The organism is Butyrivibrio sp. M55 (assembly GCF_900116865.1).
GTDB lineage: Bacteria > Bacillota > Clostridia > Lachnospirales > Lachnospiraceae > Butyrivibrio.
Map to the genome: position 1 here is coordinate 1 of NZ_FPCD01000006.1, position 19,370 is coordinate 19,370.

General features: G+C 40.9%; 23 protein-coding genes and 1 tRNA gene. 16 read left to right on the forward strand and 8 right to left on the reverse strand.

Annotated elements, in window-relative coordinates; genetic code table 11:
• Positions 1–48: 48 nt before the first annotated feature.
• Positions 49–618, forward strand: coding sequence for a transposase (locus BM398_RS08705; protein WP_092336557.1), 570 nt, complete (start codon positions 49–51; stop codon positions 616–618).
• The gene (locus tag BM398_RS08710) at positions 582–1,436 is read left to right on the forward strand and encodes an IS3 family transposase (RefSeq protein WP_304528538.1); all 855 of its coding nucleotides are present in this window, start codon (positions 582–584) and stop codon (positions 1,434–1,436) included. Before BM398_RS08705 ends, BM398_RS08710 begins: the two co-directional genes overlap by 37 nt.
• Positions 1,437–1,494: 58 nt before the next feature.
• Here the strand turns inward: BM398_RS08710 and BM398_RS08715 are convergent, their stop codons facing one another.
• The 3 genes from BM398_RS08715 to BM398_RS08725 form a co-directional block, all read right to left on the reverse strand.
• Positions 1,495–2,205: an ion transporter gene (locus tag BM398_RS08715; protein WP_092337341.1), complete on the reverse strand. Its 711-nt coding sequence runs from the start codon at positions 2,203–2,205 to the stop codon at positions 1,495–1,497.
• Between the two features lie 22 nt (positions 2,206–2,227).
• A complete protein-coding gene (locus BM398_RS08720; protein WP_092337342.1) occupies positions 2,228–2,881 on the reverse strand; it encodes a hypothetical protein in 654 nt (217 codons plus the stop codon).
• Between the two features lie 103 nt (positions 2,882–2,984).
• Positions 2,985–3,482, reverse strand: coding sequence for a hypothetical protein (locus BM398_RS08725; protein ID WP_092337343.1), 498 nt, complete (start codon positions 3,480–3,482; stop codon positions 2,985–2,987).
• 312 nt (positions 3,483–3,794) lie between these two features.
• Between BM398_RS08725 and BM398_RS08730 the strand changes: the two genes are divergently transcribed.
• The 3 genes from BM398_RS08730 to BM398_RS08740 all read left to right on the forward strand — a co-directional run bounded on the left by BM398_RS08730 (position 3,795) and on the right by BM398_RS08740 (position 5,063).
• On the forward strand, positions 3,795–4,349 hold the full coding sequence (locus BM398_RS08730) for a flavin reductase family protein (protein WP_034469015.1): 555 nt from the start codon (positions 3,795–3,797) through the stop codon (positions 4,347–4,349).
• The gene (locus tag BM398_RS08735; RefSeq protein WP_034462180.1) at positions 4,346–4,903 is read left to right on the forward strand and encodes a VanZ family protein; all 558 of its coding nucleotides are present in this window, start codon (positions 4,346–4,348) and stop codon (positions 4,901–4,903) included. Before BM398_RS08730 ends, BM398_RS08735 begins: the two co-directional genes overlap by 4 nt.
• Positions 4,904–4,991: 88 nt before the next feature.
• Positions 4,992–5,063, forward strand: a tRNA-Trp gene (locus tag BM398_RS08740).
• A 70-nt stretch (positions 5,064–5,133) separates the two neighbouring features.
• Here the strand turns inward: BM398_RS08740 and BM398_RS08745 are convergent.
• Positions 5,134–5,787 (reverse strand): TVP38/TMEM64 family protein, encoded by a 654-nt coding sequence (locus BM398_RS08745; RefSeq protein WP_139233800.1) that lies wholly within the window; start codon positions 5,785–5,787, stop codon positions 5,134–5,136.
• A 136-nt stretch (positions 5,788–5,923) separates the two neighbouring features.
• Here BM398_RS08745 and BM398_RS08750 point away from each other — a divergent pair, with 136 nt between their 5' ends.
• From BM398_RS08750 to BM398_RS08780, 7 genes are all read left to right on the forward strand, one after another.
• On the forward strand, positions 5,924–6,142 hold the full coding sequence (locus tag BM398_RS08750) for a hypothetical protein (RefSeq protein ID WP_092337345.1): 219 nt from the start codon (positions 5,924–5,926) through the stop codon (positions 6,140–6,142).
• Positions 6,143–6,350: 208 nt separating this feature from the next.
• Positions 6,351–6,860 (forward strand): translation initiation factor IF-3, encoded by a 510-nt coding sequence (gene infC, locus BM398_RS08755; RefSeq protein WP_026656923.1) that lies wholly within the window; start codon positions 6,351–6,353, stop codon positions 6,858–6,860.
• A gap of 66 nt (positions 6,861–6,926) precedes the next feature.
• Positions 6,927–7,127 carry a 50S ribosomal protein L35 gene (gene rpmI / locus BM398_RS08760; RefSeq protein ID WP_013280183.1) on the forward strand — a complete coding sequence of 67 codons (201 nt, stop codon included), beginning with the start codon at positions 6,927–6,929 and terminating at the stop codon, positions 7,125–7,127.
• Positions 7,128–7,182: 55 nt separating this feature from the next.
• Positions 7,183–7,539 (forward strand): 50S ribosomal protein L20, encoded by a 357-nt coding sequence (gene rplT, locus BM398_RS08765; protein WP_026656925.1) that lies wholly within the window; start codon positions 7,183–7,185, stop codon positions 7,537–7,539.
• 95 nt (positions 7,540–7,634) lie between these two features.
• Entirely contained in the window at positions 7,635–9,074 is a 1,440-nt protein-coding gene (locus tag BM398_RS08770) for an aminoacyl-histidine dipeptidase (protein WP_092337346.1), read from the forward strand.
• A 15-nt stretch (positions 9,075–9,089) separates the two neighbouring features.
• Entirely contained in the window at positions 9,090–9,650 is a 561-nt protein-coding gene (locus BM398_RS08775) for a TetR/AcrR family transcriptional regulator (RefSeq protein ID WP_092337347.1), read from the forward strand.
• A gap of 134 nt (positions 9,651–9,784) precedes the next feature.
• Entirely contained in the window at positions 9,785–10,102 is a 318-nt protein-coding gene (locus tag BM398_RS08780; RefSeq protein ID WP_026656928.1) for a DUF1858 domain-containing protein, read from the forward strand.
• A 109-nt stretch (positions 10,103–10,211) separates the two neighbouring features.
• Here BM398_RS08780 and BM398_RS08785 read toward each other — a convergent pair whose 3' ends face one another.
• Together BM398_RS08785 and BM398_RS08790 are read right to left on the reverse strand one after the other, a co-directional pair.
• Positions 10,212–12,149, reverse strand: coding sequence for a methyl-accepting chemotaxis protein (locus BM398_RS08785; RefSeq protein ID WP_092337348.1), 1,938 nt, complete (start codon positions 12,147–12,149; stop codon positions 10,212–10,214).
• 75 nt (positions 12,150–12,224) lie between these two features.
• On the reverse strand, positions 12,225–14,939 hold the full coding sequence (locus BM398_RS08790; protein WP_092337349.1) for a translation factor GTPase family protein: 2,715 nt from the start codon (positions 14,937–14,939) through the stop codon (positions 12,225–12,227).
• 160 nt (positions 14,940–15,099) lie between these two features.
• Here BM398_RS08790 and BM398_RS08795 point away from each other — a divergent pair, with 160 nt between their 5' ends.
• The 4 genes from BM398_RS08795 (at position 15,100) to BM398_RS08810 (ending at position 18,007) form a co-directional block, all read left to right on the forward strand.
• Complete coding sequence (locus BM398_RS08795; protein ID WP_092337350.1) at positions 15,100–15,636, forward strand: DUF4870 domain-containing protein; 537 nt, start codon at positions 15,100–15,102, stop codon at positions 15,634–15,636.
• A 72-nt stretch (positions 15,637–15,708) separates the two neighbouring features.
• On the forward strand, positions 15,709–16,095 hold the full coding sequence (locus tag BM398_RS08800; RefSeq protein WP_092337351.1) for a C-GCAxxG-C-C family protein: 387 nt from the start codon (positions 15,709–15,711) through the stop codon (positions 16,093–16,095).
• Between the two features lie 3 nt (positions 16,096–16,098).
• Complete coding sequence (locus BM398_RS08805) at positions 16,099–17,004, forward strand: tRNA modification radical SAM protein MnmL/YtqA (protein WP_092337352.1); 906 nt, start codon at positions 16,099–16,101, stop codon at positions 17,002–17,004.
• Between the two features lie 97 nt (positions 17,005–17,101).
• On the forward strand, positions 17,102–18,007 hold the full coding sequence (locus tag BM398_RS08810; RefSeq protein WP_092337353.1) for a ComEC/Rec2 family competence protein: 906 nt from the start codon (positions 17,102–17,104) through the stop codon (positions 18,005–18,007).
• A 285-nt stretch (positions 18,008–18,292) separates the two neighbouring features.
• Here the strand turns inward: BM398_RS08810 and BM398_RS08815 are convergent, their stop codons facing one another.
• Positions 18,293–18,604 carry a YbjQ family protein gene (locus BM398_RS08815; RefSeq protein WP_026656935.1) on the reverse strand — a complete coding sequence of 104 codons (312 nt, stop codon included), beginning with the start codon at positions 18,602–18,604 and terminating at the stop codon, positions 18,293–18,295.
• Positions 18,585–19,226, reverse strand: a complete 642-nt coding sequence (locus tag BM398_RS08820; RefSeq protein ID WP_092337354.1) for a MerR family transcriptional regulator — start codon at positions 19,224–19,226, stop codon at positions 18,585–18,587. The genes BM398_RS08815 and BM398_RS08820 overlap by 20 nt, the downstream gene beginning before the upstream one ends.
• Positions 19,227–19,370 lie beyond the last annotated feature (144 nt).

The window sequence follows — 19,370 nt, forward strand, 5'->3', positions numbered from 1 at the left end:
TGATATGTACCCTCTTTACTGGACAAACCAGTAAGGAGGGTATTTTTTATGCGTTATGATTATGATTTTAAGAGAAAATGTGTTGATTTGTTTAGAACAGGTGTCTATCCCAATACTCCCGATGGAATTTCACAAGCCTGCTTCAGGAACAAAGTTCGCGAGTGGGCTAGAATTGAAGATGCTCTAGGGCCAGAGGCATTAAAACCTAGACATATTCAAAAGAAATGGTCGACAGAAGAAAAATATGAATTGGTATGCCAAGTTTTAGCTGGAAGTTCATATCTAGCAGTTGCTCTTTCTAATGGAGTTAAGGATTCAATATTAAGAAATTGGGTTCGCAAATATAAGATTTATGGTTACAATGGTCTTATCCCAAAACAGAAAGGGCGTAAATCAAAGAATTCCAACATGAAAAAAGTAGGAACAAGAAAGCCACCAAAACCTAATGAGTCTGAATATGAAGAACTAATCCGATTAAGAGCTGAAAATGCATACATGAAAGCTGAAATCGAAGTAATAAAAAAAGAGATCGCCTTGAGAGAAGAAAAGGAAGCTGCGCGACTCAAGGCGAAAAAGCAGCAATCATCAAGGAACTCCGAGAAAACGGATTCCAATTAAAATATCTCCTTAAGGCTATGAATATGGCCAAATCAACTTACTATTTTGAGATTAATAAGAAAGATGTTGTTGCTGAACGTAATCAAGAAATACTGAAAGAAATACAAAGTATTTTTGAGTCAAACAAGAACAGGTATGGGGTCAGACGAGTCCATCATGAATTGATAAACCGTGGATATAAGATAAATCATAAGCGAGTTCAGCGTCTTATGCATGAAGCTGGATTAGTTGGGAAACGACCAAAAGAAAAATATCATTCTTATAAGGGTGAAGTGGGAAAAATTGCTGATAACGTGATAGATAGAGATTTCAGTACAACTGCGCCTTTACAAAAATGGACAACGGATGTATCTCAGTTTAATTTTTCATGGGGTAAGTGTTATCTATCGCCAATTTTAGATATGAATACAAATGAAATCATTTCCTATGACTTATCTAAGAGCCCTAATCTTGAGCAGATATCCAGAATGTTAAATAGAGCATTTGATAAATTTCCTAATCTCAGCGGCCTTATATTCCATTCTGATCAAGGCTGGCAGTATCAACATATTTATTATAGAACTGCTTTACAAGAACATGGAATTATTCAATCCATGTCTCGAAAAGGTAACTGTTATGACAATTGTATTATGGAGACTTTTTTTGGTAGATTAAAAAACGAGATGTATTATGGTTTCGAAAAAGACTATTCTTCTTTTGAAGAATTCTCAAAAGCACTTGAAGAATATATAGATTACTACAATAACAAAAGAATTCAGGTCAAAACAAAATGGATGCCACCTGTGCAATACAGGATAGCATCCATGTGTTTGGCTTAGTTCATAAATATGTGTCCAGGATTCTGGGTACATATCATGGAGACTACATCCTCTATTTTTATCTGTTGTTTTCGAGTTCTTCTTGATATCCTGCAATAATTATTCCTGCGGGGAGTGCAACAATTGCAATTCCCAAGATTGCGGATATCATTGTGATTAATTTGCCGATAGGACTTGTAGCATATACATCACCGTAGCCAACGGTAGTTAGTGAAATGGTTGCCCAGTATATTGCATCGTACATGGTTGGGAATGTTTCGGGCTCTGCATTGAATATGACAAGGGCTGAAATGAGGATATAAGCAATAGCAAAGCCACAAACAACAATTAAGCTGTCTTTTTGCTTTTTAAACACATTTATAATCATGATTATGCTTTTTGAATATCTAAAGGCTTTGAAAATTCTGAGAACTTTAAATGTACGCATGAGTCTGAAAATTTTTAGAAGACGAAAACCCTTCTGTAAGACTGTTATAGAGGGGAGTATAGATAACAGATCAATGATTGCCATTGCAGAAAATGGATATAGTACAAAAGAAAGAAATCCCTTTTTTAGCTTTAAATCTGCGGTCGAAAGCCTGAGAATATAGTCGATAATGAAAATGGCGACAGTAACCATATCTATGACAGAGAATAGGTGTGATTCATTATGAGACCATAGCGGAATGATACTTACTATTATAGTGATCATCATAAAGAAATCATATGCTCTGCTAAGTTTATCATCTTCCTTGCCGATTTCGACAATTTGAAAAATGCGTTTTTTCATTGAAGGACTCCTCATTATGTATTTACATAGCGTTCCAGTTGATTCTAAAATGTTCATCCATGATAAATGCTATTACCATTCCAATACAAAAAACCGAGAATGAAACAAATGCGTATATTGCCACATGCTTGACATCCTTTTTCTTCGCTTCCCTAAGCATGACGATCATACAGAGTAGTGTGATTGCCTCAGATATCAACGCCGGAATATATAGTAAAAAGTTATTACCGGTCATTTGGCAAAGTAATTGTCCTGTTTCATATTCGTCTTCTATATGAGGTTTGCCTGTAAAGACAGGTGTAAGTAATACACATGTGCAAGGGATAAAACGTAATAAGCTGTTTACTGCCGCAAGTGCAGCTCCTATGTATTGAACGAGCTTGTTCTTATTCTTTTTAAAAAGCAATGTACCAAGCACGCATAAAAGCAACGTACACGGAACACCGAAATCTAACAAGACTGCCTGTGTAGTGGAATAGTATGATCTGAAATCACTATCCGACGGATATTTGTATATATCACCCACCTTATTGAAACCTGTACTACAAGGTATTCCTGCTATACTGTTAGCAATTCCATGACCGCATTCATGCAGGAAAATACTTACCAAGAAAACTGATAAACTCAAGCCAAACCATTTGATGTACTTCTTCGTAATAATCCCTTCTTTCCGCAAAAATTATCTCCGTTTCAGTTTTTCAATAAGAAAAGCAGCTATCATTATGATAACTGCTTTAGTGCCGTTTGGCTATTCAAAGATTACTATGCAATCTGTTTTATTAGTAAGTAGCTCCTTTAGCTTCGTTGCTCCACTCACCGAAAGTTCTGTTTGCGCCTTCGCCCTTATAAGCTCTTACCTTAATAAGGAAATCGAAATCATCCTGCGCTCCAACAGTATAGAAGTTATCTGTGGTCTCATAGGTTGAAGCATCTTCGGTGTATTCCTGCTCTTCACAGTACTTTGACTTTACAGAAACTTCGTATCCATCGGCTCCGTCAACGGAATTCCACTCAAAATATGCATCCTGTCCTTCAGGTCCGGCTTTCTTCACACCATCCTTTACTGTAGGTGCGGCAAGAGCAGAATCTTTTGCCTCATCCTTAGTTGAATCTTCAGCCTTTTCAGTAGCTGTTTCTGTATTGTCTACAGGTGCGTTGTCTTCAGCGCTTTCTACAACTTCGGGTGTTTCTGCTTCAGGCTCATCAGCCTCCAGGCTACACGCCATAATTGAAGCTGCCATAATTGAAGCAGCTAAAAGTGCATTGATTTTTTTCATACTATACTCCTTTCCTTCACAAAGCGTTTTTTGTGATTTACCCTGTTGTTCTTTGTTTATTTATTTTTAGCATTCTTGATGCTTTTTTTATTATATCAGTTCCGCAAAACAGTAACATTGCAATAGTTGCTAAAACTAGAATTAATATTTTAATTCTGTTGATGCCTATATATTTCGGCTTTTGTCTGTGAGATTCTCAATACAACTGTTACTTATCGCCTGCGATGTGGTATACTTTTAAAATATATTTAAGATAATGAGGTAAATTCATTGGAAAATAAAAACGGAAAAGAATTATGGAAACCTGGGAACATGCTGTATCCCATTCCTGCAGTTATGGTAAGTTGCCAAAGAGAAGGCGAGAAGCCCAATATCATTACTGTTGCATGGGCCGGAAATGTTTGCAGTTCACCTGCAATGTTATCCATATCTGTTCGTAAGGAGCGCTACTCCTATGATATTTTGAAGGAGACGGGCGAGTTTGTGGTTAATCTCACGAACAGAAAACTTGCTTACGCAACCGATTGGTGCGGAGTAAGATCGGGAAAAGACTATGACAAGTTCAAAGAAATGCATCTGACACCGTTAGAATCAAGATTCGTGTCAGCTCCCGGAATCGCAGAGAGCCCCGTAAATATTGAATGTAAGGTAAGAAACGTTCTGGAACTTGGAAGCCATGATATGTTTGTGGCTGAAGTGATGGGCGTTACCGTTGATGAGAAACTATTAGACAACAAAGGAAAATTTGACCTGCGCGCCGCAGATCTGATCTCTTATTCACACGGAGAGTATTTTACGCTTGGTGAAAAGATCGGAAAATTCGGATACAGCGTAGTGAAAAAGAAGACATCGAAAAGGAAAAAATGAAATATTTTTTATTATACATAAAAGAAACACTTAGATTCGTATTAAAACCAATGTCCTTTCTGCCTGCAATAATGATGATGTGCATTATCTTTATGCTTTCATCGCAGGAAGGTACGACCAGCAGCCAGTTAAGTTACAAAGTGGGTGTAAAGATCTTTACTGTTACAAACAAGGTGCTCGATAAAGGCTGGAGCGAAGAACGTATCGATCAGCTTTCCACAAAATATCAGTATTATGTAAGAAAGACAGCACACTTTACGGAATACTTCCTTTTGGGAGTATCTGTTGCTTTTCCGCTGTATGTATATGGCGTAAGAGGAATGAAGCTGATCTTTTTTGCAGGACTATTCTGTGTCGGATACGCAAGTCTTGATGAATTCCATCAGTCTTTTGTCCACGGTAGAGGACCGTCGCCAAAAGATGTAATGATAGACTCCAGCGGAGCGATTACGGGAATAATACTTACAAGAATTGTAGGATGGACGGGAAGAATGACTATTTTCAAACCATTGTCCAATCATAAAGATGAAGATCGCGGCAAAAAACGGAGATAAACTCTTTTATTTTTATTCTTTACAAGCCTAATTTGCTATGATATAATTTCATTCGTTGGTGCGACATGTGCCGACAAACCGTATAAATAGGGGAATCATACAATGGCTAGTATGCCGGTCTCCAAAACCGCTCATGGGGGTTCGAATCCCTCTTCCCCTGTTGCTAAAAGCGCTTAACTCATTGAGTTAAGCGTTTTTTTGTTGATTAGAGAATTCCATGATATATGAAACTAATTCTTTTTCTTAAGTAACATCAAAACAATGGCGTATACAAGCGTTGCAAAGGCTCCGCCCAAGATAAGCACCATATACTTATTGGACATAAGTTGCTCGCCGCCGTAAGTATACAGGAAAATATGCGGGAATCTTGCAATAAATGTGAGCGAAATCCACATAATAAGCGGTTCTTCCGAGTAATAGCCAAGCCAGGCATATGTATCCTTGGGAAGGGGCAGTAGCATGAATAAAATATGAATGATCTTTGGTTTTCCTTTTTTTATGATGTTTTCAACATGCACAAGCTTATCTTCAGGGAAAAGATATAGTAAAAAATCTCTTCCGAATTTCTTACCGATAAGAAAAGCGGCTGTGTTTCCGAGCGTTGCAAACGTATCGCACAGAAGAGCTCCTTTAAATCCGCCGAGAAGATAGCCTGAAGCCAGATAGAAAGGCAGTCCGGGAATGCAACTTGACATTGTCTGTATCAGGACAAAAAAGCCAAAAACTAACAGACCTGCGGTTCCTTTGCTTTGCACAAAAGCATCCAGAGCCTCGGGATCTTTGACAAATCCAATCATGGGTCTGCCGACGAATACATATAAAAGCAGCATGAATATCGCTATTAGGAATAAAGTAACAGTTGTCCTTACAGTTCCTTTTTTCATAAATACATTATACTATTTGTGAGCAGCGACAATAATTGTTTATATTGTTTTTATTTTTACTCCACAAATTAGAAACATTACTCCTGTACTATAGATATATCTACTATTTAAACCACAGAGGGGAGGTACAGGAATCATGGGTGGATTTGAAGCAGAGATCGCAGAATATGTTGGTAATTATACAAGACGTCGTGGTTATCCGCCGACAGTTGAAGAACTTATCAGTGTTTTTGGTCTGATAACCGTATTTTGTGCGATGTTTTATATATTGAATCTTTATAAGATCGGTATGATAAGAAACAGTCTGTTCTTTGGAACAAACGATCTGTTGCTTATTCCGGTAAAGACAAAATAATAATTGAAATAAAAAGTTGACAGAGACTTTTTACTATGATATATTACTTTAGTATTTGATAACAAAGCAGAGTATCCACTCTCACCCTGCGGCACAGCCAGCAGGCGTTAATATCTTTTCAAAAATAATACCTTTAGGTTTTTATTGTGACTAGACAAAGTGGATACATTGCGTATTCACTTTTTTTTATTTTGCGGAGGATAAAGCCATTAGCGAGTTATTTATCAATGAACAGATTAGAGCTAAGGAAGTTCGTGTAATCGGAGTTGAGGGCGAACAGCTCGGTGTTATGTCAATTCAGGATGCCAGAAAGACAGCCGATGATGCAGGTGTTGATCTTGTTATGATCGCTCCAAACGCCAAACCACCTGTTTGCAGAGTTGTTGATTATGGTAAGTTTAAGTATGAACAGCTTCGCAAAGAAAAAGAGGCAAGAAAGAAGCAGAAGACAGTTGAGATCAAGGAGATCAGACTTTCTCCCAATATCGACAAGAACGATCTTAACACAAAGGTCAATGCGGCTAAGAAATTCCTTGAAAAAGGAAATCGTGTAAAGGTAACACTTCGTTTCCGTGGTCGTGAGATGGCTCACATGGGCGCAAGCGTACACATTCTTACAGATTTCGCCGAGGCGCTCAGCGATATCGCTGTTATCGAGAAGCAGCCTAAGGTTGAGGGACGTAGCATGGCAATGTTCCTTACAGAGAAGAAAAACTAAGGTTTTTACCAGTATTTTTGGTTGAACACTATAGAATAAACTTAAGATTCACAGGAGGATTTAGTTATGCAGCAAAAGATGAAAACAAAGAGAGCTGCTGCCAAGAGATTTAAGGTAACTGGCACAGGCAAGCTTATGAGAAACAAAGCGTATAAGCGCCACATCTTGACAAAGAAGTCCACAAAGAGAAAGAGAAACTTGAGACATGCAGGACTTGTTGATGCTACAAATGTAAAGGCAATGAAGAGCATTCTTCCTTACGCTTAAGCAGAGCACGAACAGTTTTAAAATGTTTTTGAAAAATTTTAGGAGGATATTTTAAATGGCAAGAGTTAAAGGCGCATTGAATGCCAAGAAAAAGCACAATAGAGTATTAAAACTTGCAAAAGGATACAGAGGAGCAAGATCAAAGCAGTATAGAGTTGCAAAGCAGTCAGTTATGAGAGCACTTACTTCTGCATTCGCAGGACGTAAGCAGAAGAAGAGAGATATGAGATCTCTTTGGATTACACGTATCAATGCTGCAGCTAGAATCAACGGTCTTTCATACAGCAACATGATGCACGGTCTTAAGCTTGCAGGCGTTGACATCAACAGAAAGATGCTTGCAGATCTCGCAGTTAACGATCCTGAAGGATTCAAGACACTTGCAGAGCTTGCAAAGACAAAGATTGCATAAGTTAAAACATGAGTTGATAAAACAATATTGTTGCGATAGAATAAAGAAGTCTCGACAGAGACTTCTTTTTTTAGTGCAATTCGGAGGTAACACAAATGTCAGTATTAGAGAACTTAGAACCCAAAGAGGTTTTTCATTTTTTTGAGGAGATATGTAAGATTCCGCACGGTTCCAGAAATTTGGAGCAGATAAGTGCTTTCCTTGTAAATTTTGCAAAGGAGAGGAATCTTGAAGTTGTATCTGACGATGCGCTTAATGTCATCATCAAGGCGCCTGCTTCTAAGGGATATGAAGATAGAGAAACGATTATTCTTCAGGGCCACATGGATATGGTTGCTGTAAAAGAAGATGACTGTGATATAGATATGGCAAAAGACAGCCTTAGGGTGAAGACTGATGGAGAATATATCTGGGCAGAGGGTACAAGCCTTGGAGGAGATGACGGAATAGCAGTTGCGTATATTCTTGCGCTCCTTGATTCTAAAGATATACCGCATCCTCCGCTTGAAATTATCATCACAACCAATGAGGAGATAGGAATGCTTGGTGCATCTGCGCTTGATCTGTCTTCACTCAAAGGTAAGAAGATGATCAATATAGACAACGAGATTGAAGGCGAATTTATTACAAGCTGCGCAGGCGGTGCAACATTTATTTCTGAACTCACAGTAAAGAGAGAGAGCGTTTCCGGTGTTGAATGCAAGATAGAAGTGTTTGGTCTTAAGGGCGGACACTCAGGAGAGATGATCAAGTATGAGCGAGGAAATGCCAATATCATATGCGCAAGGACTATGCTTGAGGCAATGGATGTTGCAGAACTTCATGTAAAGGACTTCTGCGGCGGAATGGCCGATAATGCGATTCCTTTTGCGTCAGCTGCAAATATTGTTGTTCCTGAAGGCGATATTGCCAAGATAAAAGAAAGTGTTGAAAAGACGCTTGCAGATGTCAAAGGTGAGCTTGATATCAAGGATCCGGACGTAGCGATAACATTTACTGAGGTCGGTAAGACAACCACAGAATGCATTGATAAAAAGGATGCAGAGAGATTCCTTAAGATGATCATTACATTACCAAACGGCCCTCTTGCAATGAGCGCCGCTGTAGAAGGGCTTGTAGAGACTTCTGTTAATCTTGGTATTGTGGAAACAAGCGGTGATAAGGCAAAGACTGTTCAGCTGCTTAGAAGTAGTGTTGAATCATCCAAGGCATTCCTTGTAAAGAAGCTTAAAACTGTAGCGGAAGCTTTTGGCGGCGAGACATCTATGGAAGGTATCTATCCCGGATGGAAGTATGTATGTGATTCTCAGCTCAGAGACCATATGGTTGACGTTTATAAGAAAATGTATGGAAAAGAGCCTGTTCTTCATGCAATTCATGCAGGACTTGAGTGTGGTATCATCAGCAATAAGATAAAAGATCTTGATTGCATATCGATCGGCCCCGATATGGCAGATATTCATTCCACAAAGGAAAGACTGTCTGTTAAGTCTGCAAAGAACGTGTGGGAGTACTTAAAGGCTGTACTCGCATAAGCGGGGGATGATCACATGGATGATTTAAAGGAAAGAATCATTGACGAGACAATAATGCGCTTTAACAAGGTAGGGCTTAAGTTTACTCTCGATGAACTTGTAGATGGAATGCATATAAGCAAGAAGACGGTCTATAAGCAATTTGGCAATAAGGCCGATCTTTTAAAGGCTGTAATTGATTACGTGTTCGAAGGAATCAGGGAAAAAGAAATTGAGATAATCGACGATGATTCCATCGATCTTGTGCAAAAGATCAGGCTTTCAATAGTATGTCTTCCTGATAAGTACAAAGACATCGATTTCAGAAAGGTTTATCAGCTTAAGACCAAATATCCTGACGTTTACGAGTATTTGATCTATAGGATAGAGAATAGCTGGGATAACGTCGACAGGCTTCTTATCAAGGCTATGGAAAAGAAATTGATCAAGGATATGCCCCTTACTTTCGTCAGACTTATATTTATAGGATCTATTAAACAGCTTATTGCGTCCAGGGAGATGCTTAAGGTGGGACTTAGTTTCAGCGAGATCATGGAAACATCGATAGACGTTATAATGGCCGGAATTCTTATATAAGTATAAAGAGTTCAAAATGATACTTGCTATAAATGAATGTGTGCGCTAAAATGATTTTGCACAATTTATTGAATTATTATCAGCTTTATTAAGTAGGGCGTTTAACGAGATATTGTGTTTGGAACGGAGAATATATGAGTAAGTTAAAAGATCTGTTCTTTGGTAGCGATGAAGAACGTAGCAATAGTGAAAGTGAGGAGATTAAATTGGCAAACGAAGAAGTAAAGAACGAGTCAGGTGCAGAGGCACTTGTTACAGCAGATATGCTTGTCGGAGATCTTTTGGTTAAGCATCCGCTCGCATCACAGTTTTTGATGGAGTGCGGAATGGGATGTATCTATTGTCCCGCATCACAGATGGAGACACTTGCTGAGGCATGTGCAGTACATGGTATTGACGGTGAGGAGATTGTAGATGCGCTCAATGATTATCTTATTGAGCATAACGCATAAGATATTAGCGTAACATCCGTGTGAGCAGAATATGTAAAAAAATAAGGATAAAAACTTTCGGCATATCACCGATAAGTTTTTATCCTTTTTATTTTATTAAAGCGGAAGATTAAAGATCGTCAATATTGTCGAAATCTACAATCTTCATGTCATCATCGTCGGAAGCTTTGACAGGTTTACGTTCCGCTTTGGGCGCTTCTGTTTTGGTAGCTTTTTTTGCTTTTGCTTCCTTCTTGGAAGACGCTTCAGCAGCATTTGTCTTATCTGCAGGAACCTGAATCTTGAAGTACTTAACATTGGCTGTAAGCTCTTCAGCGATCTGTTGGAGGTCTTTTGCCTGATTTACAACAGATTCCATATTGGTGTCAAGTTCCATGAGAGATGCGCTTGTTTCCTGAGTGGAAGCGGCGTTCTCTTCGGAGATACTTGAAAGGGACTCGATAGAGTTAAGGATGTTCTCCTTATCGGAGTTCATTGTCTCTACGAGAGTAGCAATCTGCTTGTTTCCTTCCTCGGTTTCCTGAAGGAGTCTCAGCATTTCATCAAAGGAAATACTCATCTCTTCAAGGGCTGTAGCTTCATTTGTTGTAGCGGCCTTGATGCTCTCTGTAAGTTCTTTGTTAGTGTTTGAGTAGTCGGTGATTGTTGAGAGCATGTTGGTAATCTCACCTGCAAGAGCGTTTGTATCGCCTGCAAGGTTCTTGATATTATCGGCAACGACTGCAAATCCTTTTCCTGCTTCGCCGGCTCTTGCTGCCTCAATTGAAGCATTGAGTGCAAGGAGGTTTGTCTGGCTTGCGATTGAAATGATGGATTCTGCGGCTGTCGAGATCTGTTCAACTACATTTGCAGTTTCGTTAACTGACTCTGCAACACGTCCGGCCATTTCGTCTGTCTTCTGGTCCTGAATCTTAATCTGTTCAAGCTGTTCTTTTACTTTGACAGATTCATTGTAAACAAGGCGACCTTTTTCAAGGTTGGAGTTTGCTGAATCAAGCACGCTGTCAACAGAAGAACCGATGTTGATCGTGATGGTAGAAGTGCTCTGAACATCTTCAGCCATAGCTGTTGCTCCCGATGCAAGATCGTTTACTGCGGAGCTGATATCGGTTGTGGTTTTCTGCGAGCTTGTGATTGAATCTTTTGCAATCTCAGCTTTGCTGTTTACGGTATCGGCATGAGTAATGACTTTAAGGAGTGCGTGTCTGAGTTCGTGTCTCATTCCCTCGAGGGAAGCAGCAATATTGTTAAAGTCTTTTATAATGCTGTTGGGTCTTATCTTGGTAACAAAGTCTCCGGTAGCAACGTTCTTAACCGCAAGAGAGATGCACTTAAGGTTGTTTACGATGTTAAGGAGCATGATGATAGTAAAGATAAAGAGTGCAGCTGCGATCGCACCGAATATTGTTGAGCTTACGATGATGCTTCTGTTTATTGAAGCGTTATTCATCTCTTTTTCATCATTGGCCCATTTCTCGGCAATCTGAGTCATCTCTGTGAGATATCCTCTGGCAACCGCGTAGTCATCCGTGAGCTTCTTGATCTCGCCGGATCCTGCATTGTACTCATCTGAGCCGGATCCGATTGTCTGTCTGTAATCTTCCTGCCATTCTGCGAGAGCGGCAACAAATGAATCATGAGTTGCTGTAAAAGTTGCTCCGGAATCTGAAGTTATAGTGTTATACAAATATGAATTGGTCTGGGCGAGCCCGTTTGCGTTTTCAACTCTGCTTGATGTCTGGTCGATGCAGTTCTGAGTGTTTTCCATATATCCTGTAAGGACACTCATATTTGCATACTTAAATTCTGAAAGGTAGCGACTGATTGAAAGCATTGCCTCGTTCAAGTCTTTGTCTGCATTTACAAGCTCAAAATTTATTGTATATAGCATGTCATAATAAATCTTCTCGTCGGTCTTCTCAATGTTCTTCATCTGCACATTACTGAAAATGATGCTACCGATCAACGCAATTATAAGCGGGATAGTGACCATTAACAGCACAGCAGCCATGCTGGCGTGGAACTTAGGTGTTCGTTTTTCCTTCATAGAAACAATTACCTCCGTGTCAGTCTATTATACAAATATATCGGCAATTTCGTTAAAAAAGTTTATACTTTTTTCCTAATCTTTATGCTTTTTTTCCAAAATCTTATCCAGTATAGATCGACGTGTCACCTCAATTTCTTCCCAGAATTCCGATGCAGACATCCTTATCGCACCGGCACTGAATACTATGATTTGTTCGATTGCGTCTGAAGTGGCAACAGTCACCCTGTATTTCTTACTGAATTCATGAGCAGCCTTTTCAATGTACTGATCGGCTGTCTCAGCTTCTTTTGTGTATATCACTGTAAGGTTATTTAGTTTTTCAATGTGCTCTTTTCCTCCGGGTACCTTATAGGCGTCAAATATAAGCAGGACTTCTTCACGCCTGTATCCTTGGAAATTGGACAGCGTATCTATGAGTGAGTCTCTCGCGGCCTTGAGATCGTGTTTTGCAAGATCTTTTAATTCTTTTGATGCGTGGATCACGTTGTAGCCATCGACCAGAAGATAGTGCTTTGATGCTTCGATTGCTGCCTTTTCTGCTGCGGTGGCGTTTCTGTGCTTATCGCGTTTTTCTTGTTCGATATCAAGGTCTCTGTTATTTTCGGTTATTATGCTGTCTGCTGAAGCAAGTACGGATCGGTCCTCAGTGTAGCGAGGCTTTATGGTTCCGTAGGTTCTTTCAAATATGGACTTTAGTTCGTCTTCAGCGGCGAAATAGTCTTTTTGTTTTTCTGCAAAAGAGCGTGTATCTTCAGCGCTTCTGCGCGTATTCATCTTCTTCAGGGCTTCAGGGTCGATGCCGTTTGTAAGATCTGTTACTGTATCGCTTTTTGCTAAGTCGGGTTTTTTTGCATCCAAATGCATATAACCCGGAACTTCTTCCCATGAGATCAAGGTTGCCGCACCATGCATACAAAATACGGAAGAAGAGGGATTGTCCGGATCAAGGTCGGGATCGTAACCTGATGAAGCAATAACTTCTTCTGCGTTGTGGCATGGGCCGTAGCCGCTAAGCGTGGTGAAGATATGTCCTTCGCCTTTCGTATATGCAGATAGTTCCTGCGCGTAATTACCGAGACATGCTGCGGGGACAGTTCCCGTAAGAATTGATTTGCCGTCTTCAATATCGGGCAGTCCCACGGTTCCGTTCATCATCTGTATGTCCGTGAGAGCCCTTCCTACAGTTTCTTGCGGAAGTTCCATTCTGTAATCGAGTATCGGTTCTAAAAGAACTGAATCTGCCTGCATCAGTCCCTGTCTTATTGCACGATAGGTGGCCTGTCTGAAATCACCGCCCTCTGTGTGCTTTTCGTGAGCCTTTCCTGCTATGAGCGTGATTTTCATGTCGGTTATTTCAGAGCCTGTAAGGACTCCGCGATGCTTCTTTTCACCAAGGTGCGTAAGGACCAGTCTCTGCCAGTTGAGTGCAAGGTCATCGGTCGGACAGTCTGACGAAAAGACAAGACCGCTTCCCGGTTCTCCGGGTTCAAGGAGAAGATGCACTTCGGCGTAGTGGCGAAGCGGCTCAAAATGTCCGACGCCTTCAACGGTATTTGCTATCGTTTCCTTATATACGGTGTGTCCGGGGCCAAACTCCGCGTCGATGTCAAATCGGGTTTTTAGCATGTGGCGAAGGATCTCTTTTTGTACTTCACCCATTATCTGAATCTCAATCTGGCCTGTTTCTTCAAGAGAAGTCACCTGAAGCATAGGTTCTTCCTCTTCGAGAACTTTAAGCTGCTTAAAGACGGGAACGGGATTCACATCTTCGGGAAGAAGGAGAGTGCAGGATAAAATGGGTTGCAGGATTTCTGAGACATTACTGCCTTCCAAAATGCCAAGTCCTTCGCCGGCTCTTGTCCCTGTAAGGCCTGTTACGACGCATATCATTCCGGCATAGGCACTTTTTGTAGGCTCAAACTTTTCGCCCGAATAAAGTCGTATCTGATCGACTTTTTCGCCGCGAATACTGTCTCTGACGTTCAGGACGCCGCTTGTGATCTTGATGTGAGTCAAACGGTTTCCTGAATTATCTCTGCTTATCTTATATATCCTGGCTCCGAATTCTTTTGGCGTACCGTCAGGGTTTTCAGCTTCGCAGGTCATACTCGGAGCTGCCTTGCAGATAAGGTCAAGGAGCTGTTGTACGCCGTCCGCTTTAAGGGCTGAGCCAAAGAGAATCGGGAAGCACTTCCTTTTATGAATGAGATTGTTAATGTTTTCCTGAGTTATCTTTTTACCATCAAGGAAACTTGATAAAAGCTCTTCGTCACACATGGCGAGTTCTTCAAGGAACTCATCTTCAGGCACATTCTTGTCAAAAGAGATGCATGAGGATGAAAGAGTTTCCCTGATCTCAGATGTCACCGCATCTACATCGGTTCCGGGTTGGTCCATTTTGTTTACGAAGATCACAGTCGGGACACGGTAATGCTCAAGGAGCTTAAAAAGCATCCTGGCCTGTGAAGTTACGCCGTCCGGTGCGCTTATTATGAGCGTAGCAATGTCAAGAACCTGAAGAGTTCTCTCCATTTCCGGAGAAAAATCTGCGTGGCCCGGAGTGTCAAGCAGATTAAAGCGTATGTCATTGTAATCAAAAATGGCTTGTTTGGAAAAGATTGTAATTCCGCGTGATCTTTCGAGTTCGTATGTATCAAGAAAAGTATCTTTATGATCGACTCTTCCCGGCTTTTTTATCCGGCCGGCAAGATACAAGAGACTCTCAGAAAGGGTAGTCTTACCCGCGTCAACATGGGCAAGTATGCCAAGGGTCACGTTTCTTTTCATATATCACATCCTTAATTGTTTCTTATGTTAATGTTACTATTTTTTGTTCAAGATAAGCAATGGATTACATTATTAAATTGTGTGCAACTTGCAAATGTTTTTCACAGAATGTACAATAATTTGAAAGTAAATAGCAGTTTTGGGGTAGGAGGTAATTGCAATGAAAATTTGTCCAAATTGTGGGAAAGAGTTAGCAGATGACGTAAAATTCTGCGAGAAATGTGGCTGCTCTTTAGAGTCATATAACCAGAATCAGGGAGTTGATCCGAATGCTTTTCAGGATGGCGTTGCACCACAGATGCAGCCGGGATTTAATCCGAACGGGCAGAGCTTTAACCAGTTTGCTCCTCAGTATACAGCATTTGATCCAAAGGATCACACTTCTGATTATGATAAAAGGGATATTGCAGATAACAAGATATTCGCAGCCCTTGCATATACAGGTTTTATGGGCATGATCATAGCTCTTTTAGTGAATAATTCACCGTTTGCAAGATTCCATGCAAGAAACGCCGCTATGATCGAAGTTGCAAATCTTATTGCAGCAGTTATCTTCATCGTTCCGTTTATCGGATGGATCGCAGCACCTATTATGCTGATCGTACTTTTTATAGTAAGGATCGTGGCATTTGTGAGAGTGCTCAAAGGAAAGGCTATGGAGCTTCCGATAGTATCCGATATAGGTTTTCTTGCATAATTTGAATCGGTAAAAAATCAGACGAGCAGGTGTTTTTTGATAAGGCACCTGCTCGTAGTGGTAGGAGAGAAAATGGATAAAAGAGAATTGGCAGTTCAGTACAAACACAGCGGATGCAATTGCTGTCAGGCTGTTCTTAAAGCGTATAAGGATGAACTTAAGGTTCCGGAGGAGCTTCTTATGAAGATGGGCTCGGGATTCGGAACGGGAATGGGATGCCTTGAAGCCACATGCGGTGCTCTTTGCGCGGCAACAATGGTTGCGGGGCTTAAAAATGATGCTACAACTCCGACTGTAATGATGTCCAAAAAGATGCTTGCAAGCTTTAAGGAAAAGTCCGGAGCCACTATCTGCAAAGAACTCAAGGGAGTGGAGACCGGAAAGGTACTGTGCGACTGCGATGATTGTGTAAGACACGCGGTTGAGTGCATAGAGGAAACAAAGGAGCAGATGTGCTAAGCCATGCCTCGAAAGCTTTCAACTTATTTAAAAGAAACATACGGTGAAAAGATATACAGACTTTCTCTTTCATCAGGCTGTACCTGTCCTAACAGGGACGGCTCAATAATCACTCCTGACGGAAAAAAGCTGACAAAGGGATGTACTTTTTGTTCTGAGCAGGGCTCTGGTGAGTTTGCGGCAAAGATCGCACCGATCGCTGTCCAGATAGAAGATGCCAAGGCAAGGATAAGGCAAAAGACTGATGCAAAGAGCTTTATAGCGTATTTTCAGTCTTATACGAATACATACGGAGATATTGGGCGTCTCTCAAAGCTTTATAACGAGACTGTTGACAGGGATGATATTAAGATCCTTTCTCTTGGAACAAGACCCGACTGTCTCGGAGATGATGTAATGGAGATGCTTGTAGCCCTTAACCGAAAGAAGCCTGTGTGGGTGGAGCTTGGACTTCAGACAATCCACGAGGAGACCGCGCGAAAGGTTGACAGGGGATATGAGCTTAAAGTCTTTGAAGATGCGTACAAGAGGCTTAAAGAAGCCGGCATAACGGTCATAGTGCATGCTATTCTGGGACTTCCGGGTGAAACAAAAGACGATATGCTTTCGACGGTTAAGTATCTTGCGGAGCTTGACCCCGTACTTGACGGCATCAAGATTCAGAACCTTCAGATATTGAAGGGAACTTCGGTATATGATGATTATATGCGCGAGCCGTTTCCTGTGATGTCAATGGAGGAGTATACGGATCTTGTGCGTGATTGTATAGCTCTTTTGCCCAAAGAAACCGTAGTACACAGAATGACGGGAGACGGGCCGAGGCGCCTTCTTGAGGCACCGTTGTGGAGCCTTGATAAAAAGAGAGTTCTCAATATGCTGAACAAAAAGTGTATTGAGATTATTTCTTAAGCATGATGAAATTTAGGTTTATTTAAGGTACGGGATATAAACTTTAAAATGGCATTTTTTGTGGACAATATAAATGTGAAAGGTTAAAGGGGGACATATGAAAAAAAGACTGGTAGCGGCTTTAACTTTGATGGCAACAATTTTTGCAACTTCTTCCTGCAATAATAATTCCAAGGTTTTTCAGCCGGGCGATGATACGGCTGAGGAAGTTTATGCGGACGAAGCGAGCAAAAATCTTACACCCGATCCCGATTCAGAGATCACTATCACTGCGTTTAAGTGCGGAAAGGCTGATGCTTTTCTTTTAAGAACGGCGAATCACACTGTTGTAATAGACACGGCGACAGATAAAAAGGGCGATAATTTCCTTGAACTTATCGATGAGCAGGGGATAGATACCATAGATGAGATGATAATCACTCACTTCGATCAGGATCATGTCGGCGGAGCTGATCAGATAATAAAAGCCAAGAATATAGGAAAAATTTACACAACATATCTTTCAAAGGATTCCGATGATATAACTGAATATTACAAGGCACTCAAGGAAAAAGGGTACAAAGATCTTATTGTAAAAGATGTTATTTCTTTTAAAGAAGACGGAGTTGTGTACACTATCTATCCGCCTGAATCAATGAATTATAAGAGCAGCGTCAGCAATAATTCATCCCTTGCAATCAAGGTGCAGTGCGCCGATAAGACTATGCTGTTCACCGGAGATGCAGAAGAGGAGCGTATCAACGAACTCATCTCAATCGACGGCCTTGAATGTGATGTCCTCAAAATGCCGCATCACGGCCGCTTTAAAAAGAATCTTGATGAATTTATAAAGCGCGTCACTCCTAAGTACGCAATCATCACAGCAAGTAAGAAGGAACATGAGGATGCTGAGACGATTAATGTTTTGGAAGCTGAAGGTGTGGAAACCTATATCACCAGAGGCGGAGACATAACAATTAAGATGAACGCCGACGGCGTAACAATAGAGCAGAGCAGTGAGTGAGGGCATTATATAGCGCTTGGGGCGTGCGGGCATAGGCTCTGTAGTGCGTAGTTCTCGGACGAGCAATTTTTTTATTGAATAGGAAATTCCTATTCAATAAAAAAACGCTCCGCTATGGATGCGACCGATGCGCAGAAGAATTTTGCAAGCTAAAGCTTGCACGCATCGACGCGCAAAGAGTTGCAAAGCAACTCTTTGTTTTTGTTATGATAATCACTGCGCAGCCGAACACAAGCATTACAGAGCCTATGCCCGCACGCCCCAAACGCTATATAAGGCCCGGATTTACTTTATTTTCACGGCAGTTCCGTATGCAACGATCTCTGCTGCACCCTGCATGACTGCGGATGAGCCGTAGCGAACACCTACGATTGCATCGGCGCCAAGACTCATAGCCTCATCAACCATACGCTTTGTGGCAATTTGCCTTGCTTCCGTGAGCATCTCAGTGTATCCCTTGATCTCACCTCCGACAAGTGTCTTCATGCCGGCCATAAAATCTCTTCCCAAATTCTTAGACTGCACAACAGTTCCTTTTACAAGGCCGAGAGCCTCAATTTCTGCTCCGGGAATGGTATCAATACTTACTAGCTTCATCTTCTTCTCCTCCTTCGATTTCCTTAAGTCTTTGCCTTAAAGCAAGAATACAACCAACTATTACAGCAATGCCTACAAACATGATCACAATGAACAGAGGCATCGGAGTTCCGTCGCTTACACTTACTGTAAGGAAGAAGATTATGTAAGCGACCATCATAGCAAGGAATACTGCAGCTGCCAATAAAGCTCCCATTTTCTTTTTCTTGACATCTGTTTTGGAAACGTTCATGAACTTTCCACCCCTTTCTTCGATCTTATGCATTTCTTCGAGATATTCTTCTGCTTTGAAATCAGAATAATCAGGATTCTTGTCTTTTACGGAATCACACAGTTCAATTGCACTTTCTAAGGATGTAATCTCGCTTTTTAAGTTACTGCTCTGTTTTTCAAGACACATGCTAAGTGAAAGTTCTTTTTCCTGAACTCTTCGAATGTCCTCCAGAGGAACGGAGAGCTTTCTGAGGAATTTGATCTTCATAAGCTCATCAACATCCTTAAGAGAATATTCTCTGTATCCGTTTTCGGGATCCCTCTCCGGAGAAAGAAGACCTTGGTCTTCATAAAAACGGATATTCTTTTTGGTGATACCAACAAGTTCTTCTACCTGACTAATCTTCATTGATGTCTCTCCAATCGCATTGAATTCTCTGCTGATATAAGGAAAATACACCTTCCATAAGGTGGAAGGTCAATACCTTTTGTGATTTTTTATAAAATCTATTATACAATGCAGCGAAAGCGTACCTTTATTTTTTTTACCAAA

Bases quoted from the DNA above. Each gene is read 5' to 3' on its own strand.
- BM398_RS08770 (WP_092337346.1), top strand. From the start codon at position 7,635: ATGTCAGTATTAGAGAACTTAGAACCCAAAGAGGTTTTTCATTTTTTT.
- BM398_RS08780 (WP_026656928.1), top strand. From the start codon at position 9,785: ATGAGTAAGTTAAAAGATCTGTTCTTTGGTAGCGATGAAGAACGTAGC.
- BM398_RS08795 (WP_092337350.1), top strand. From the start codon at position 15,100: ATGAAAATTTGTCCAAATTGTGGGAAAGAGTTAGCAGATGACGTAAAA.
- BM398_RS08820 (WP_092337354.1), bottom strand. From the start codon at position 19,226: ATGAAGATTAGTCAGGTAGAAGAACTTGTTGGTATCACCAAAAAGAAT.
- BM398_RS08810 (WP_092337353.1), top strand. From the start codon at position 17,102: ATGAAAAAAAGACTGGTAGCGGCTTTAACTTTGATGGCAACAATTTTT.
- BM398_RS08715 (WP_092337341.1), bottom strand. From the start codon at position 2,205: ATGAAAAAACGCATTTTTCAAATTGTCGAAATCGGCAAGGAAGATGAT.
- BM398_RS08725 (WP_092337343.1), bottom strand. From the start codon at position 3,482: ATGAAAAAAATCAATGCACTTTTAGCTGCTTCAATTATGGCAGCTTCA.
- BM398_RS08785 (WP_092337348.1), bottom strand. From the start codon at position 12,149: ATGAAGGAAAAACGAACACCTAAGTTCCACGCCAGCATGGCTGCTGTG.
- BM398_RS08735 (WP_034462180.1), top strand. From the start codon at position 4,346: ATGAAATATTTTTTATTATACATAAAAGAAACACTTAGATTCGTATTA.
- BM398_RS08815 (WP_026656935.1), bottom strand. From the start codon at position 18,604: ATGAAGCTAGTAAGTATTGATACCATTCCCGGAGCAGAAATTGAGGCT.
- BM398_RS08800 (WP_092337351.1), top strand. From the start codon at position 15,709: ATGGATAAAAGAGAATTGGCAGTTCAGTACAAACACAGCGGATGCAAT.
- BM398_RS08805 (WP_092337352.1), top strand. From the start codon at position 16,099: ATGCCTCGAAAGCTTTCAACTTATTTAAAAGAAACATACGGTGAAAAG.
- BM398_RS08730 (WP_034469015.1), top strand. From the start codon at position 3,795: ATGCTGTATCCCATTCCTGCAGTTATGGTAAGTTGCCAAAGAGAAGGC.
- BM398_RS08750 (WP_092337345.1), top strand. From the start codon at position 5,924: ATGGGTGGATTTGAAGCAGAGATCGCAGAATATGTTGGTAATTATACA.
- rpmI (WP_013280183.1), top strand. From the start codon at position 6,927: ATGCAGCAAAAGATGAAAACAAAGAGAGCTGCTGCCAAGAGATTTAAG.
- rplT (WP_026656925.1), top strand. From the start codon at position 7,183: ATGGCAAGAGTTAAAGGCGCATTGAATGCCAAGAAAAAGCACAATAGA.
- BM398_RS08745 (WP_139233800.1), bottom strand. From the start codon at position 5,787: ATGAAAAAAGGAACTGTAAGGACAACTGTTACTTTATTCCTAATAGCG.
- BM398_RS08790 (WP_092337349.1), bottom strand. From the start codon at position 14,939: ATGAAAAGAAACGTGACCCTTGGCATACTTGCCCATGTTGACGCGGGT.
- BM398_RS08705 (WP_092336557.1), top strand. From the start codon at position 49: ATGCGTTATGATTATGATTTTAAGAGAAAATGTGTTGATTTGTTTAGA.
- BM398_RS08775 (WP_092337347.1), top strand. From the start codon at position 9,090: ATGGATGATTTAAAGGAAAGAATCATTGACGAGACAATAATGCGCTTT.